At 69.3% G+C, this 14763-nt stretch carries 15 protein-coding genes and 1 tRNA gene; 4 read left to right on the plus strand and 12 right to left on the minus strand.

Features of this window, described 5'->3' with window-relative positions; translation table 11 throughout:
- The coding region (locus tag HW577_RS10400; RefSeq protein ID WP_198376072.1) for a DUF5943 domain-containing protein at positions 1-357 on the minus strand (357 nt) is incomplete at its 3' end.
- Positions 358-538: 181 nt separating this feature from the next.
- On the opposite strand from HW577_RS10400, the gene HW577_RS10405 reads away from it, so the two are divergent.
- The 4 genes from HW577_RS10405 (at position 539) to HW577_RS10420 (ending at position 4045) form a co-directional block, all read left to right on the plus strand.
- Entirely contained in the window at positions 539-1108 is a 570-nt protein-coding gene (locus HW577_RS10405) for a hypothetical protein (RefSeq protein WP_198376073.1), read from the plus strand.
- Positions 1108-2502: a type VI secretion system contractile sheath domain-containing protein gene (locus HW577_RS10410; RefSeq protein WP_198376074.1), complete on the plus strand. Its 1395-nt coding sequence runs from the start codon at positions 1108-1110 to the stop codon at positions 2500-2502. Before HW577_RS10405 ends, HW577_RS10410 begins: the two co-directional genes overlap by 1 nt.
- Positions 2503-2922: 420 nt before the next feature.
- The gene (locus HW577_RS10415) at positions 2923-3417 is read left to right on the plus strand and encodes a peptidase associated/transthyretin-like domain-containing protein (protein ID WP_232474833.1); all 495 of its coding nucleotides are present in this window, start codon (positions 2923-2925) and stop codon (positions 3415-3417) included.
- A 13-nt stretch (positions 3418-3430) separates the two neighbouring features.
- Positions 3431-4045, plus strand: coding sequence for a ferric reductase-like transmembrane domain-containing protein (locus tag HW577_RS10420; RefSeq protein ID WP_198376076.1), 615 nt, complete (start codon positions 3431-3433; stop codon positions 4043-4045).
- Positions 4046-4081: 36 nt separating this feature from the next.
- On the opposite strand, the gene HW577_RS10425 is transcribed toward HW577_RS10420, so the two are convergent.
- The 11 genes from HW577_RS10425 to lepA all read right to left on the minus strand — a co-directional run bounded on the left by HW577_RS10425 (position 4082) and on the right by lepA (position 14497).
- Positions 4082-4798: a molybdate ABC transporter substrate-binding protein gene (locus HW577_RS10425; protein WP_198376077.1), complete on the minus strand. Its 717-nt coding sequence runs from the start codon at positions 4796-4798 to the stop codon at positions 4082-4084.
- On the minus strand, positions 4795-5763 hold the full coding sequence (locus HW577_RS10430; RefSeq protein WP_198376078.1) for a Bug family tripartite tricarboxylate transporter substrate binding protein: 969 nt from the start codon (positions 5761-5763) through the stop codon (positions 4795-4797). The genes HW577_RS10425 and HW577_RS10430 overlap by 4 nt, the downstream gene beginning before the upstream one ends.
- Before the next feature lie 32 nt (positions 5764-5795).
- On the minus strand, positions 5796-7073 hold the full coding sequence (locus tag HW577_RS10435; protein ID WP_198376079.1) for a vanadium-dependent haloperoxidase: 1278 nt from the start codon (positions 7071-7073) through the stop codon (positions 5796-5798).
- 89 nt (positions 7074-7162) lie between these two features.
- Positions 7163-7501, minus strand: coding sequence for a cupin domain-containing protein (locus tag HW577_RS10440; RefSeq protein ID WP_198376080.1), 339 nt, complete (start codon positions 7499-7501; stop codon positions 7163-7165).
- Positions 7498-8469: a ketopantoate reductase family protein gene (locus tag HW577_RS10445; protein WP_198376081.1), complete on the minus strand. Its 972-nt coding sequence runs from the start codon at positions 8467-8469 to the stop codon at positions 7498-7500. Before HW577_RS10445 ends, HW577_RS10440 begins: the two co-directional genes overlap by 4 nt.
- Positions 8466-8978, minus strand: a complete 513-nt coding sequence (locus tag HW577_RS10450; RefSeq protein WP_198376082.1) for a class I SAM-dependent methyltransferase — start codon at positions 8976-8978, stop codon at positions 8466-8468. The genes HW577_RS10445 and HW577_RS10450 overlap by 4 nt, the downstream gene beginning before the upstream one ends.
- Before the next feature lie 86 nt (positions 8979-9064).
- On the minus strand, positions 9065-10627 hold the full coding sequence (locus tag HW577_RS10455; RefSeq protein WP_198376083.1) for a winged helix-turn-helix domain-containing tetratricopeptide repeat protein: 1563 nt from the start codon (positions 10625-10627) through the stop codon (positions 9065-9067).
- A gap of 173 nt (positions 10628-10800) precedes the next feature.
- Positions 10801-11010, minus strand: a complete 210-nt coding sequence (locus HW577_RS10460) for a helix-turn-helix domain-containing protein (RefSeq protein WP_198376084.1) — start codon at positions 11008-11010, stop codon at positions 10801-10803.
- Between the two features lie 364 nt (positions 11011-11374).
- Positions 11375-11465, minus strand: a tRNA-Ser gene (locus HW577_RS10465).
- Between the two features lie 63 nt (positions 11466-11528).
- A complete protein-coding gene (locus HW577_RS10470; protein ID WP_198376085.1) occupies positions 11529-12512 on the minus strand; it encodes a tripartite tricarboxylate transporter substrate-binding protein in 984 nt (327 codons plus the stop codon).
- A gap of 179 nt (positions 12513-12691) precedes the next feature.
- Entirely contained in the window at positions 12692-14497 is a 1806-nt protein-coding gene (gene lepA, locus HW577_RS10475) for a translation elongation factor 4 (RefSeq protein ID WP_198376086.1), read from the minus strand.
- Positions 14498-14763: the final 266 nt, after the last annotated feature.

Raw genomic sequence — 14763 nt, forward strand, 5'->3', positions numbered from 1 at the left:
GCCGGCTCCCTCGTCCAGCGCGGTGATGTCCAGCAGGCCGTAACCGCGCTGCGACAGCCGCTTGAGGTAATGGCGAAAGGTCTCGACCGGCGTCAGGCCGTGCGTCTTGGCCTCCGCCCGACACCATTGCAGGGCGGAGAGATCGCTCGAGGCGTAGAGGATGTCGCGATAGGCCGCGGGACCGATGGCGGCTTCGATGCCCTTCTGCATGTTCACCAGGAAATGGCGTGGCAGGTAGATCATCGGAAGGCCGTCGGTCGTCCAGATGCCCGTCTCGGGATCCACGTCGATGGGGACTAGGGGCTGGGCCATCCTCTCTCCTGCAGCGATCGGCCCGAAAGCGATGGGCACGGTCATACGCTGATCCGGAAGGCCAGGGCATGGCAATGAGACAACGTGGAATTCGGCTTCGCATCGCGCCGCTGTCGCGCGAGTGGTCATGGGCGCGAAGAAATTCGCGCTGCCCCGCTGAGGCTCGGATCGCGGGGCTCGGGCTGATAGCACCCGGCCGATCGGGGTGCCGAACCCGAGCCAGATCATGCCCAAGCTTTCCGACACCCGGCGCGTGATCCTCAGCAACGCAGCGCAGCACGATGCGCTGCTGGCCGAACCGCCGGCGAGGCTGCCCACCGCCGCGCGCCAGAGCGTCCTGCGCAGCCTGATCGCGAAGGGTCTGCTCTGGAGGAGATCCCCGCGCCTCGCGGGCACGCCGCCTTGGGCTGGCGGCAGGACCAGGACGGCGCCTGGATCGCGCCGCGGATTACCGCTGCAGGCCGCGCTGCGATTGGCGTCGAGGCGGATGGTGCGGCGACCACCATGGCGGATGACGAGCAGGAGGATCGGCACGATCAACGAACTTGCCGCGTCGGAGAAGATCAACTCGTCCTATGTCTCGCGCGTGCTGCGGCTGACGCCACTGGCGCCGGAGATCATTGGATCCATCCTGGATGGGCGGCAGCCGACAGGGAAGACGCTGCCTGCGCTGATGGGGCCGTTTCCGGTGGACCTGGCGAGCCAGGATGTCCTGACGCCCGACAGCGACTCGCCGCGCAGGGACCCTGCGCTGCATGGTAGCAAGGCTCGTGACCGTCACCGGAACCTGCGCTGATGACCCTGCCGCCGATCGCCCTTTCGCCACGCTTCGCCATGACCTACCCCTTCGAGGCAGAAGGCGCCGAACGCGATCGCGAACTCCCGTTCCGAGTTGGCGTGATTGCAGACTTGGCGGGAGACGCTGGTGTTTCCCTGCCGCCGCCGGTCGAGAGACACTTCCTACCGCTCGCCGAGGACGGAATCGCGGGCGCCATGGCGCAGTTGCAACCGGGCTATCGCCATGAATTCAGCGGCCAGCATGCAGGCGCTTCCATCACCCTGACCTTCAGAAGCCTGGATGATTTCGCAACGGCTGGACTAGCCAGCCAATTCGCGTCGGCGGGTGTGACGCCGACCGACGAACACGTTGAAGCCATCCGGCAGAACGAGCGTTTCCAGCGGCTGAAAGCGACCTGGTTCGGGCTTGACCTGCTGGCGGCGCGGGCCGGCCCCGATCCGGCGGTTCGGATCGGCATATTGCCGTTGTCGCGCGCCGAATTCGTCGCCGCGCTGCGTCGATCAGACGACGGGGCTCGGGGATGGCTGGAAGGGCGCATCCACCACGACGTATTCGAGTGCCGGGGTGCTGAGCCCCTCTCGGTTCTCGTCGGCGACCAAGTATGGACAGCGTCCACCGAGGACATCGAAGCGCTCGAGCGGATGGCCGCGATCGCTGCCCCGGCCCACCTGCCCTTCGTGTCCGCCGCCGATGAGTCTTTGTGCGATCTGGGTCGCCGTGCGGGCCTCGGGGAGAATGCCGGCACGGCGGATGCGGCTTGGCATGCCCTGCGCAATTCCGATGCGTCGCGCTTCCTCGTGCTGACGACGCCGCCGGAAATCGAAGCCGTTCGCGGACCCTTCTGGGTTGCCGCGCACATGGTAGATGCGTTCCGCCGGGACGGCTTCTGCGCCGATATCCCTGGCGTCGAGGCATCGTCACTTGGCCAACCCGAGGCGCCGCTCGCCCGCTTCGGCTTCATGCCAGTGGTCCACCGGACGGCAAATGCGCCAGTAACCATCGTTGGCATGCAGACGTTGCATCGGCCGCGGCAGTACGACAGTCACGCAGCGAGCGAAAATGCCGCGATCGCCGCGACGCTTCCGCATGTGATGGTGACGGCACGCATCGCGCACTATCTCAAGGCCATGGCGCGCGATCGGATTGGTGCTTATGCCGAGGCGGGCGACCTCGAACGCTGGATGGCACGCTGGCTGTCGAATCTCGCGCAGGCCGGCGCTCCCAGCGGCACGCTCCCGCGCCATCCGCTCTACCAAGGCCGCCTGGAGGTGAAGGCGATGCCGGGCGAGGCGGGGGTGTTCAATGCCGTATGCTATCTCCGCCCGTGGCTCGCCATGGCGGAACTGACGTCGGAAATTCGCATGATCGTGCGACTACCTCGCCAGCAATGACCTATCGGACGCTGGACGCGCCGGACATTTTCGGACTGGTTCTGGACGGGCGCCAGCCAGAGGGGATGACGCACCCGGGGGCTGATGGAGCCGCTTCCCATCGCAGGGCAAAGGCAGCGGCGGCTGCCTCCGTGACCCGCTCCGATTGGCCGGTCCGCAAATGCGAAGACGGTCTCAACGTCGGGTACCCCGGACACCCGACATCGCCGGCTGCTGCAACAACCTCGCCGCTACAAGCCGCCAAGCGTCGTCATCCACCTCGCGCCCTTCGAACGGCGTCCAGGATATGAGGGAGGCGCTTTACCAACTCCAACGCCTTCCCACATCCTTCGCCTGCCAGCGAGGGCACCGCAGCCAGCAGGTGCCGTATCATTGAACGGGGCCGCGCGAAGGCGCCCGCCATGCTCAAGAGGTGAAGTCATGACGTCGCATACGTGGAAGGCTCGCCGTACCCTCCTCACGGCTGTCGCCGCGACGGCTGCAACCGGGCTCGTCACGCCGCTGCGCGCGCAGGGCCTCGCCCCGACGCCGACGATGCGCGGCGGCGCCAACAATTATCTGGCGGGCGCGCCCATCGTGCAGCGCATCGGTGGTGGCGGCTTTTGGATGACAGGCACCGTTCGACGCGCCGGCGATGGCGCTCCACTCCCGCGCGTTCGTATCCAGATCTGGGCGCACACAACGGAAGGGCACGAGCGCGACCCGCACAGCCACGGGGCCACGCTGACGGACGCGAATGGCGTGTTCAGGCTGGAAATGCCCCAGATCGTGCCCGCCTTCGGCCAGGCACATGGCCATCTCGCCTATGATGCCGCACACGACGAGAACGGGTTCGAGACGGTGTTCCTTCGGCCGGTGATGCGGAGCGCCCGCGATACGAGCCTGAACGTGGACTTCGTCCTGCGACGGGCGTGATCGGCACGGGGCCTTGCGTTCAGTCCTGATCTGGGCAGCCGTCGCCGTCGCGCTGGTCGTGCCGATCGTCGCTGCGGCGGCAAGCCCGCTGCTCGCATGGCGCGAGCCCATCTATGTCGCAGCCGGCTTCGCCGGGGTAGTCGCCCTCGGACTGCTCCTGCTCCAACCCTTGCTTGCCGGGGGATACTTGCCAGGCGTGCGCATGCGGCTTGGGCGGCAGCTCCATGCGTGGGTGGGCACCGGCCTCGTATTCGCGGTGGTCGTCCACGTTGCCGCCCTGTGGCTGACCAGCCCGCCGGACGTGGTCGATGCGCTGCTTCTCAGCTCGCCGACGCCATTTTCTGCCTGGGGCGTTGTCGCGATGTGGGCGGTGTTCGCGACGGCACTCCTCGCGGCCCTGCGCGGGCGGCTGCGCCTGAGGCTGTTTGTCTGGCGCGTCTGTCACATCAGCCTTGCGGTGGTGATTGTCGTGGGTAGCGTCGTCCACGCGATCCTGATCGATGGGACGATGGAGCTCGTGTCGAAGCTTGTACTGTCCGCCCTGGTGCTGGCGGCGGTGGCGAAGGTGGTGCTCGATCTGCGGCTGCTGCCCGGGCTCCGCCGAATGGCCGGGCGAAATGGCCGGTAGTGCCAGGTGCTCGTCATCATTGCCGCAGACGCGTATCTATACCCCCCACGACGGCCCGGCGCGCTCAATGCCAAAGGATGCCAACTGCGCATCGAGCGCCGTATCGGTCAGCACATCGAGGGCCTCGGCGGCCCCCGCCGCGTGCATCGGTGGCAGGAAGGCGGAGATGTCGATGTTCGAGCCGACGGCATCGGGAAAGATTGCCGCGACCGCGACCCCGGGGCTCGAGATGATGGCGCTGAGCGGTCCGACAGCCAGTTCCGCCTCCCCTGCCGCGACGGCGACGACCGGCCGGACCCCGGCCATGGGTCGCCCCTTCGGCGCCACCGCGTCCGACAGGCCCAGCCTTGCCATGGCCGCGAGGAAGGTCGGCCCGCTCGTGCCCGCGCCGGTGTAGGCGATGCTCTCTGCCGCCAACAGCAAGGCCGCGATGTCCGATACATCCGTCAGGATCGATCCATCGCCCAGGGCCCTGCGGGCAATGGCAAGGCGAGTGCGCCCGAACGGTCGGTGGGTCGCACCATCGACGATACCCGCAGCGACCAGATCCGCCACATGGTGTGGATTGGTGAGCGCGATGTCGTAGGGCTCGCCCGCCAGGATGCGCTGCGCGATCGCAGGATTGAGGTCGATGGTTGGCGCCAGCGCACGCCCGGCCGCCGCCTCGAGCCGAGGCGCGAGACGCACAAAAAGCGCGTGGATCGCCACGGGGACGAAGATGCGCAGCCCGTCATGGTCGCGCGCGCGGCTCATGCACCCTCGACACCGGCCGCGCGCAGCACCGCGCGCATGCGCGGGATCTCGGTCGCGATGGTCCGGGCCAGCTCCTCCGGCGTGCCGGCGACGAGGTCGACGCCGAGGGTGTCGAAGCGGCTGCGCGCCTCCGGCTGTTCCAGCGCCGCCCGCATGTCGCGGTTGATGCGCGCCACGATCGCCGCTGGCGTTCCGGCCGGCGCATAGAGCCCGAACCAGGCCGAGGCGTCGAAGCCGGGCAGACCCTGCTCGGCGATGCTCGGCACCTCCGGCAGCGCCGCAAAGCGCGCAGGGGTGGACACGCCGAGCGCCCGCAGCGACCCGTCGCGCACCCGCGGCAGCGCGTTGACGCTGCCCATCAGGGACATGGTGACGCGCCCGGACTGCACGTCGATCGCCATCGCGCCGAGATCGTTGTACGCGACGCCAGTCAGCCGCACGCCGGCCATCTGGGCCAGCATCTCGCCACCAATGTGCTGCGAGGTGCCAGTGCCCGCATGACCAAAGGTGATGGTGCCCGGCTGCGCCCGCGCCGCCGCGACGATGTCGGCGAGGCTGCGATACGGCGTCTGGCTCGCCACCACCAGCACGTTCGTCGTGCGTCCGACCAGCATGATGGGGGCGAGGTCGCGCTGCGGATCATAGGGCGGGCGCGGGGTCATGCTGATGCGCACCACGATGGCGGCATCGCCTGGCAGCACCAGGGTGTGGCCGTCGGGCGCGGCGCGCGCGACGCGCTCCACGCCGACCACGCCCGCCGCGCCAACCACGTTCTGCACAACCACCGGCTGGCCCCAGCGCGCGCTCAGCCTCGGTGCGGCGAGGCGCGCCATCAGGTCCGGTGCCGTGCCAGCGCCGAAGGGAACGACGATGGTCACGGCACGGTCGGGCCAGGCCGGCTGCGCGGCGGCATGGCCCGCCAGGGCGAGGGATCCGGTGGTGGCGATGAGGCCGCGTCGGTTCATGTCGGGCGTCCTTGCGCTGATTGGGCTTCTCGTCACTGGCGACCGAAATGATGCGTCGCGACCCAGTCGGCGACGCGCTGGCCGATCTCCTCGCCGGCGATGGCCGAGAACTGGAAATGCATTCCGCCGGCGATGCGGGCCATCCTGTTCTCCTGGTTGAAGGCATCGGCGCCGGCGTAGCTGCGTGTCGTGCCGGTGATCCTGCTGTCCAGGCTGAAGGTCACGTCGGGCGTTCCAAGGGCATGCCGCAGCGCCTGGCCGAGCGCGCCGGAGGTGCAGGAATGAGCCGCCGGATATTCGGGATGGTTCGGCGTGGGCAGTGCCGGCGCCCAGGCCATATCCGCCTGCGTCGCGTCGTTGCCGTCGTCGGCGGCCATCGGGATGGCGGTCTGCGGGCGCCACGTCGCGTAGTCGTACTTGGTCTCGAAGCAGGTGCCCACCGCATCGGCGAAGGAGACGGTGACCATCGCCATCAGCCGCGCGGCCTCCGCCACGTCCGGCGTGCTGGCGGCAAGCCGGCTGAAGTTGCGCGTGACGAAGCTGGGCGGCGGTTCGGTATGGAAACGCGCGATCTCGAGCTGCTCGGCCGTGCGCGTCGTGCTGACCGCACCGCCCAGGACGCGCACCTCGTTGAAGGCGACAGCATAGGCCGCGCTGGCCAGCGCCGGCGGCGGAGGCGCGCGGAACTGGTCGAGGCTGTTCACCGCGAAGGGCCGGATCGCGGGGAAATGGCGGAAGATCGGGTTCGGATTGGCGGCGCGGAACTGGCCGGGCGCAGTGCCGGACGCGTAGGGCTGCAGCGCCACGGTGCGCCCGTCATTGGTGCGCAGCCGCACGATGCCGGCCGCGACCTCGGCGCCGAGCGCCACGCCCATCGCCTTGGCTGCTCCATCCGGAATCGTGGCCATGCGCTGGTCGTAGGCCGGCAGGTAGACTTCGCCGCGGTTGGGGAACAGCGCCCGCAGCACGCCATGGGCGGCCGCGCCGATGGCGGCCTCGGTCGAGGCGCCGGCGGCTGGCGCGATCGGGCGCACCGCGTAGGGCCGGTACCGGCCCTCGATGGCCACGACGGCATCATAGATGGCGAGGTGCACCGTGGCGGGGTCGTGCACGAAGGACGGACGCTGCTCCTCCGGCGTCGTGGCCGTTGGGATTTGCGCCAGGACCGTGCGGTTGGCGACGTCGTTCCAGAACGACACGACGTTGGGATGGCTTGCCGTAAGCGTCACGGATTGGGCTGCGGCGCCCGGGCCACCGAGGCCGGCGAGCGCCAGGACGGGCAGAATGTGCAGAAGGCGACGCGTGTTCATCAACGGTCCCCGGCGGGTCGCGCGGGCGGGCGCATGCGGGATGGAGATCCGTGTCGGAGGTTGGCGGATCATGACCAGTTGGCGCGCGATCAGCGCGGCTTCAGCGGATAGCGGTCGGCCTCGGCGAAAACGTCGATGGCAACCGTGCCTGCCATGATCGATACGCCGTGTACGACGCCGGCTGGAATGTCGTAGCTCTGGCCCGGCCCGTAGCGATGGGTCTCGCCCGCTATGGTCAGCGCGACCTCGCCCGCCAGCACCGTGCCCCATTGGGGTCCGTGGGAATGCGGCGGGAGGCTTACGTCCTCGTGGACGCGGAAGAAGGCAACGAGACCTGCGTCCGATCGCACGGCATGCGTGCTGACGACGCTCTCGGGAAAGGGCAGGTCGAGCGCGGGGAACACGTCGAAGAAAGCGGGCAGGGTCATGCCGGTGTCTCCGCGATGGGCCTGTGCGCGCCGACCAGATCGATGAGCGCATCATGGGTGGGCGTAGCAATGCCGTTCTTCCGACCGAGCCGGGCGATCGCGCCGTTGAGGCTGTCGATCTCCGTGCGCCGCCCCGCCGCGATGTCCTGTAGCATGGAGGAGCGGTGCCCGGCGCTGCGCGGCAGGACGATCGGCGTCAGCCTGTCCCGCGCATACGCCACGCCGGAGTCCGCCGGGCGGTAGTCGTACTCCGCGGCGAGTACCGCCAGCGTCTCCTCGGCCAGGCGCTCGATCAGCCCGCGCGTGGCGGGGTGGGTCACCAGCTCGCCATAGGTCAGGCTGGTCAGCGCGCCGGTCGGATTCATGCAGGTGTTGAACAGCAGCTTGAACAGGATCGTGTCGCGCATCGCCGGATCCACACGGATCGGCAGAAAGCCCGCCTGCGCCGCGGCGACGAAACGCTCCAGCGGCGCAATCCCATCGCCCAGCAGCGGGCCGGTGTTGATCGGGCTCGCCGCCGCCTTGCTCTCGACATGCGCGAGGCCCTGCCGCTCGAGCCCGATCATCATCGCCGAGGCATAGACGGGGATATCGGGTCCGAGTGCGGCACGGATCGCCTCTGACGCGCCGATCCCGTTGTTCAGCGACAGCACCGCGGCGGGCGCCGGGGTTCTGCACGCGAAGGGGGCGAGCGCCGCTGCGATGTCGTAGGCCTTGGTGGTGACGACCAGCATGTCGCAGCCGCGCGCGGCCTTCGACGGGCGGGCCGCGTCCTCGATCGCGATGGTCCCGGACGGCAGGGTGTGCGCGCCGTGCAGCCCCCCCACGGTGATCGCCGCCTCGCGCAGCCCCGCGACCGCGCCTTCGCGCGCGAGCAGCGTCACGCGCTGCCCCGCGACGGCAAGCGAGGCCGCGATGCCGAGGCCGACCGAGCCGGCGCCGATGACGGTCGCGGCGAACTGCGTCATGGCGCGGCGACCAGGCAGCGGAACCGCGCGCCGATGCGGAAGCCGCCATCCGGCTGACGGAAGGGCGCGAGCGCAGCGCGATGGGCGGCGACGAAGGCTTCGGCGCCGGCATGTTCGATCGCCCGCACGGCGACGCCGGCCGAGCCCAGCCCGCGCAGCGCGGTTGCCTCGTCGGGATAGGACCAATGCGTGTCCACGTCGAAGGCATCGTCCTCGAAGGGCAGCGCCTCGACGTCCCCCAGGCGGAAGTCGCCGCCGGGTGTGCGTTCCCGGGCGATCTCCAGCAGCGCCTCGGCGGCGTCGAGCCCGCTGACGGCGGCGCCGCGCCCGGCGGATAGCGCGGCGGCCATGCCCGCGCCGCAGCCGACATCCAGGTGGCGCGTGCCCGGCCCGGCGCCGGCATGGTCCAGCACAGCCTGGAAAGCGGCCGCGCACTGGCCTTCCTGCACCTCGGCCCAGTCGCGCGCCCGCGCGCCCCAGAGCCTCCCATTCGTTCCGGAAGTTCCCATCGTGGATTCGCCCCTCAACGGGGCGAGCCTCGCCGCATACCGGCGGCGGCCGGAACACGACGCGCTAAAGGAGGCTAAATCGCCGCCTACCGCAGCGCGTCCGCATCCGCCGGCGTTGCCAGTCCTGCAGCCACGCGGAGGAAGGTATGCGCGCGCGCTTGGTAGTCCGGGTTGGTGGACAGCCATCGGCCCGCCAGGCGCTGGGCGGCCAGCGCTGGCGCGGTCTGTTGCAGCGTCGCGAAGGTCGCGGCGGCCCTGGCCAGGTCACCGGCGCCGACCTGCGCGATGGTGCCCAGCACCAGCGGTGGCGCGGCGTTGGCCATGCCGAGCAGCGCGGCCTGCGCGGACGCATCCGCGCCGGGATAGTTACGCGCGGCGAACTGCGCGAAGCCCAGCGCGCAGAGCATTTCGCCGCGCCCGGGGTCGCGCGGGCTGCGGCGCAGGGCCGCTTCGGCGAGCGGCACGCCGCGCTCGCTCTCGCCATGCAACGCCTCGTTCAGGCTGAGCCAGGCCAGCGTCACCGCGCAGTTGGGGTTCAGGTCATGGGCGCGGCGCAACGCGGACAACCCCGCGGCGTGATCCTGCGCCATGAAGGCCAGCAGCCCCTTCTGCCGCCACGCGTGATGGTCCTGCGCGTCCAGCCCGATCGCCGCATCCGCCGCGTCGCGTCCCGCGGCGACGGTGGCGACGAAGTCGTCGGTCGTGCCGTGATAGGCGTGCCACCACGCGACGGCGGCGAGCACCCGATGCGCGAGGCCGCAGCAGGGGTCTGCCGCCAGCGCCTCTCGCGCCAACGCCGCCGCCCGGTCGCGCGGCGCGGTGTCGAATGCCATCTCGCCGGCCGACATGACCGACCATGCCGCCTGCGCGAGGCCGAAGACGCCGAGGTTCGACGGTGGCGTGCGGCGTATCCGGAACGCTTCGGCGCCGTCGATCTGCGGCGCCAGCGCGGCGACGACCCCCGCGGCGATGCGCGCCTGCGCGGCGAAGGGGTCGTCGAGTTCAGCGTCGAAATTCTCCGCCCAGACATGGCCGCCCGAGGTGGCGTCAATCAGCTGCGCCGTCGCGCGCACACGCCCGGCGACAACGCGCACGCTGCCCTCCACGACATAGCGCACGCCCAGCGCGCGAGCCACGCCGCGGACGTCCCTCGCCTGATCCCGCCAGGCGAAGGCGGAGTTGCGTGCCACGACGAAAAGGTCGCGGAAGCGCGACAACTCCGTCGTGATGTCCTCGACGACGCAATCCGCGAGCCATCCCCATGCGGCTTCGGCGCCGAGATCGGTGAATGGCAGGACCACCACCGAGGGTCTGTCCGGAGGCTCCGGCTCCGCCTCGATCGCGGCGACGGCCCTCACCGCGTGGCCGAACCGAAGGCCGCGGCCGGGGATGGTGAGCACGGCATCGCGCCCGAGCAGGTGGCGCAGCGTAGCGACCTGCACGTTCAGGTTGTTTTCGCCGACGATCGCATCGCCCCAGACCGCGAGCATGACCTCGTCCCGGCCAAGGATGCGGCCAGCATTGGCAACCAGATGCAGCAGCAGGTCGAAGGCCCGTGCACCCAGCGCCAGCGGCGCGCCGTCGCGTAGCACCTGTCGTAGCGACGGACGCAGGATGCAGTCCTGGAAATGAAAGGCGTCCACGCTCACGGACGGCTCCCCCGGGCTCAGCAAGGGGTCGGGCATACCGAGCATCCTGTCCCGATCAGGTTTTCCAGGCTCATTCGTAGTGCATGGCAAGATCAGGCGCTACGCCACTGGTTGCCGGCGTTCAGGCCGCAGATCGCGGACGGTGGAGGCCCTTTCCGTCTGGACTGACCGGGTCATCGCCCCCCTTCAGCATCGCCAATGGCCGCGTCCCCGCTGGTGGTGGAGGAGGGCCAAGGAAGGCGGCGCGCCGCGAGCGCGCCATTCGGCCGCGCGAAGGCGGAGACCGTCATGCCGGGCTGCATGGTCTGCTCGACCAGCCAGGCCTTCTCCTCGGCGGTGTAGCGCTGGCGGTGGTGAATGCCGGTGATGATCTCAACGCGCACGATGGGCTTCAAAACAGGCGGGCGCGTGGCTTGAACCTCGGCTGTCGGGACTATGCCGGCTGTCCGCTGGAAGTGGGGGGCGCTCCAGGCATACCGAAGTATTCAGTCTCGAAGTCCGGATTCCGGGCATGTGGGGTTCGAACAGACACGAGTGCCGACCACGGTGAACGCGGCTTTTGACCTAGGTTTCCGTGTTCCGTACTACATCAGCCAAATCAGGAGGCCCGGAGAGAAATGGCCCCCGGAGAGCGAGTTTCGGGTCATGGCGGGCTGGGCAGGTCAGTTGGTCTGTCCCGAAAATCCCAGAAAACATGTCGGACAGAGCGGCGGTGAGTCTGGCGGAGAGCTAGACGCACACGGGAACTGGCGGATGGGGTGGGATTCGAACCCACGATACGCTTTTGACGTATACGCACTTTCCAGGCGCGCGCCTTCGACCGCTCGGCCACCCATCCGGAGGGCGCGGACCATAGTCAGGGCGCGGCCGCCGCGCAACCCGCGGCCGCGCCCATTTTCACTCAGTCGGCGAACTGCCCCGCGGCCTGGATCAGCGGCCGCCACTTGGCGATGTCCGCCTGCCAGAAGTCGCGATGAAGCTGCGGCGTGGCCCGCGCCACCGGCACCGGCGCGGTGCCCAGGTCGGCGAAGCGCCTGGCAATCGTCGCATCCTGCAGCGCCGCCACCAGGGCGCGGTTCAGGCGCTCCGTGATCGGCGCCGGCGTGCCGCGGGGGGCATACAGGCCGTGCCAGACGCTGACCTCGAAGCCCGGCAGCCCGCCCTGCGCCGCCGTCGGCATGTCGGGCAGCGCGGACACGCGCTCGGGCGTCGTCACCGCGAAGCCGCGGATCGTGCCGGCGCGGATCTGCTCGGTCGTGTTCGTCGTCTGGTCGCACATCAGGTCGACCGTGCCGGCCACCAGGTCGTTCATCGCGGGACCGGTGCCGCGATAGGGCACGGTCGTCATGCGCGTGTCGACCGCCTTCATCAGCAGCAGCCCGCACAGGTGGCTCGCCGCGCCGATGCCGGCATTGGCGTAGTTCAGCGCCTCGCCCCGCTGGCGGATCAGCGCGACCAGTTCCTGCAGGTTGGTCGCCTCGATGTTCCGGCGCGCGACCAGCGTCATCGGCACCTCGGTCACCAGGCCGAGCGTCTCGAAGCCGTTGATCGCGTCGTAGGACAGGCGGCGATAGAGCGTCGGGATCGTCGCCATGCCGATATGGTGCAGCAGGATGCTGTAGCCGTCCGGCCGCGCATTCGCGACGCGCTGAGCGCCGAGCGTGCCGCCCGCGCCGCCGACATTCTCGACCACCACGGGCTGGCCGAGATCCGCGCTCATCGCCTGGGCGATCAGCCGGCCGACCGTGTCCGTCGGGCCACCCGCGGCGAAGGGGATGACCATGGTGACGGGCCGCGTCGGATAGGCCCCCTGGCCAAGCGCCGGGCGGGCCATGGCCGCGGCGGCGACGGACGCCGCGAAGCTCCGGCGCGAAAGACGAGACATGGGCGTCCTCCTGAACGTTATCGGCCGACCGTCCGGCCAAACTCGGCGGGCAGATCAGTCCGATCCCAATTCAAGTCAAGGCCGAAGTGGTCGATGCACCCCAAGTAACTGACGCGTTACGGCATGCATCGCCTGCATATTGCGAGCACCGTGTCTACGCGCGCGCGAAACAATAAGGATCAGGCGTCCATCTTCAGCGCGGCGATGAAGGCGCTCTGCGGGATCTCGACCTTGCCGAACTGCCGCATGCGCTTCTTGCCTTCCTTCTGCTTTTCCAGAAGCTTCCGCTTGCGGGAGATGTCGCCGCCGTAGCACTTCGCGGTGACGTCCTTCGACAGGGCGGAGATGGTCTCGCGCGCGATGACGCGCCCGCCGATCGCCGCCTGGATCGGGATCTTGAAGAGCTGGCGGGGGATCAGGTCCTTCAGCTTCTCGCAGATCTGCCGGCCGCGCCGTTCGGCCTGGCCGCGATGGGCCATGAAGGACAGCGCATCGACCGGCTCGGCATTCACCAGGATGGAGATGCGCACCAGGTCGCCTTCTTCGTAGCCATCCATCTGGTAGTCGAAGGACGCGTAGCCGCGCGAGACCGACTTCAGCCGGTCGTAGAAGTCGAACACCACCTCATTCAGCGGCAGCCGGTACACCAGCATCGCGCGCGACCCGACATAGGTGAGCTCCACCTGCTGCCCGCGACGGTCGTTGCACAGCGTCAGCACCGGGCCGAGGTAGTCGTCCGGCAGCATGATCGTGGCCTTGATCCACGGCTCCTCGATGTGGTCGATCACGCTGCCATCCGGGAAGTCGGCCGGGTTATGCAGCTCGAAGGATTCGCCGTTGGTCTTGTGGATCTTGTAGACGACCGAGGGCGCCGTCGCGATCAGGTCCAGGTCGAATTCGCGCGAGAGGCGCTCCTGAATGATCTCGAGGTGCAGCAGCCCGAGGAAGCCGCAGCGGAAGCCGAAGCCCAGCGCGGCCGAGGTCTCGGTCTCGAAGTGGAAGGACGCGTCGTTCAGCCGCAGCTTGCCGAGTGATTCGCGCAGCTTCTCGAAGTCGTCGGCATCGACCGGGAACAGCCCGCACCACACCACGGGGATGGAGGGCTTGAAGCCGGGCAGCGCCTCGGTCGCGGGATTGCGGTCGTCGGTGATGGTGTCGCCCACATTGGTGTCCGCGACCGTCTTGATGGCCGCGGTCAGATAGCCCATCTCGCCCGGCCCCAGGCTGTCGGTCGGCGTCAGCTTCGGCGCGAAGACGCCGACCTGCTCGATGGTGTGCACCGACCCCGACGACATCATGCGGATGCGCTGGCCCTTGCGCAGGTGCCCGTCCTTCACCCGCACCAGGATGATCACGCCGAGGTAGGCGTCGTACCAGCTGTCCACCAGCAACGCGGTGGTGGTGGCGTTCGCGTCGCCGGTCGGCGGCGGCAGGCGCGTGACGATCGCCTCGAGCACGCCCTCGATGTTCAGCCCGGTCTTGGCGCTGATCTCGACGGCATCGGACGTGTCCAGCCCGATCACGTCCTCGATCTGCTGCTTCACGCGCGCGGGCTCGGCCGCCGGCAGGTCGATCTTGTTGAGCACCGGCACGATCTCGTGACCCGCGTCGATCGCCTGGTAGACATTCGCGAGCGTCTGCGCCTCGACGCCCTGGGAGGCGTCGACCACCAGCAGCGATCCCTCGCACGCCGCCAGCGAGCGCGAGACCTCGTAGGCGAAGTCGACATGCCCCGGCGTGTCCATCAGGTTCAGGATGTAGGTCTTCCCATCCTTCGCCGGATAGGTCAGCCGCACCGTCTGCGCCTTGATGGTGATGCCCCGCTCGCGCTCGATCTCCATGTTGTCGAGCACCTGTTCCTTCATCTCGCGCGCGGTCAGCGCACCGGTCGCCTGGATCAGGCGGTCGGCAAGCGTCGACTTGCCATGGTCGATATGGGCGATGATAGAAAAGTTGCGGATGCGGTCGAGCGGCGTGTCGGTCATGGGAATCCGGGCAAGGGCCTGCGCAGGGTGGCGCGAGGCCGTCTGCCGGGGGAGATAGGGCAGAAGCGCGGGAAGTCCAACCTCTTCGGGGCCTACTCGATGCGGGCGCCTGAAACCTCCACCATCTCCCGCCAGCGCGGCGCGTCGGCGGCGATCCGCGCGGCCGTCTCGGCGGGGCTGTCGATCGGGGGCAGGACGAGGCCCGCCGCGGCGAGCCGCTCGCCAAGGCCGGGCGCGCCCGCGGCGGTCCGGATGCCCTCCGCGAT

Origin of the sequence: Neoroseomonas rubea, assembly GCF_016106015.1 — a bacterium.
GTDB lineage: Bacteria > Pseudomonadota > Alphaproteobacteria > Acetobacterales > Acetobacteraceae > Neoroseomonas > Neoroseomonas rubea.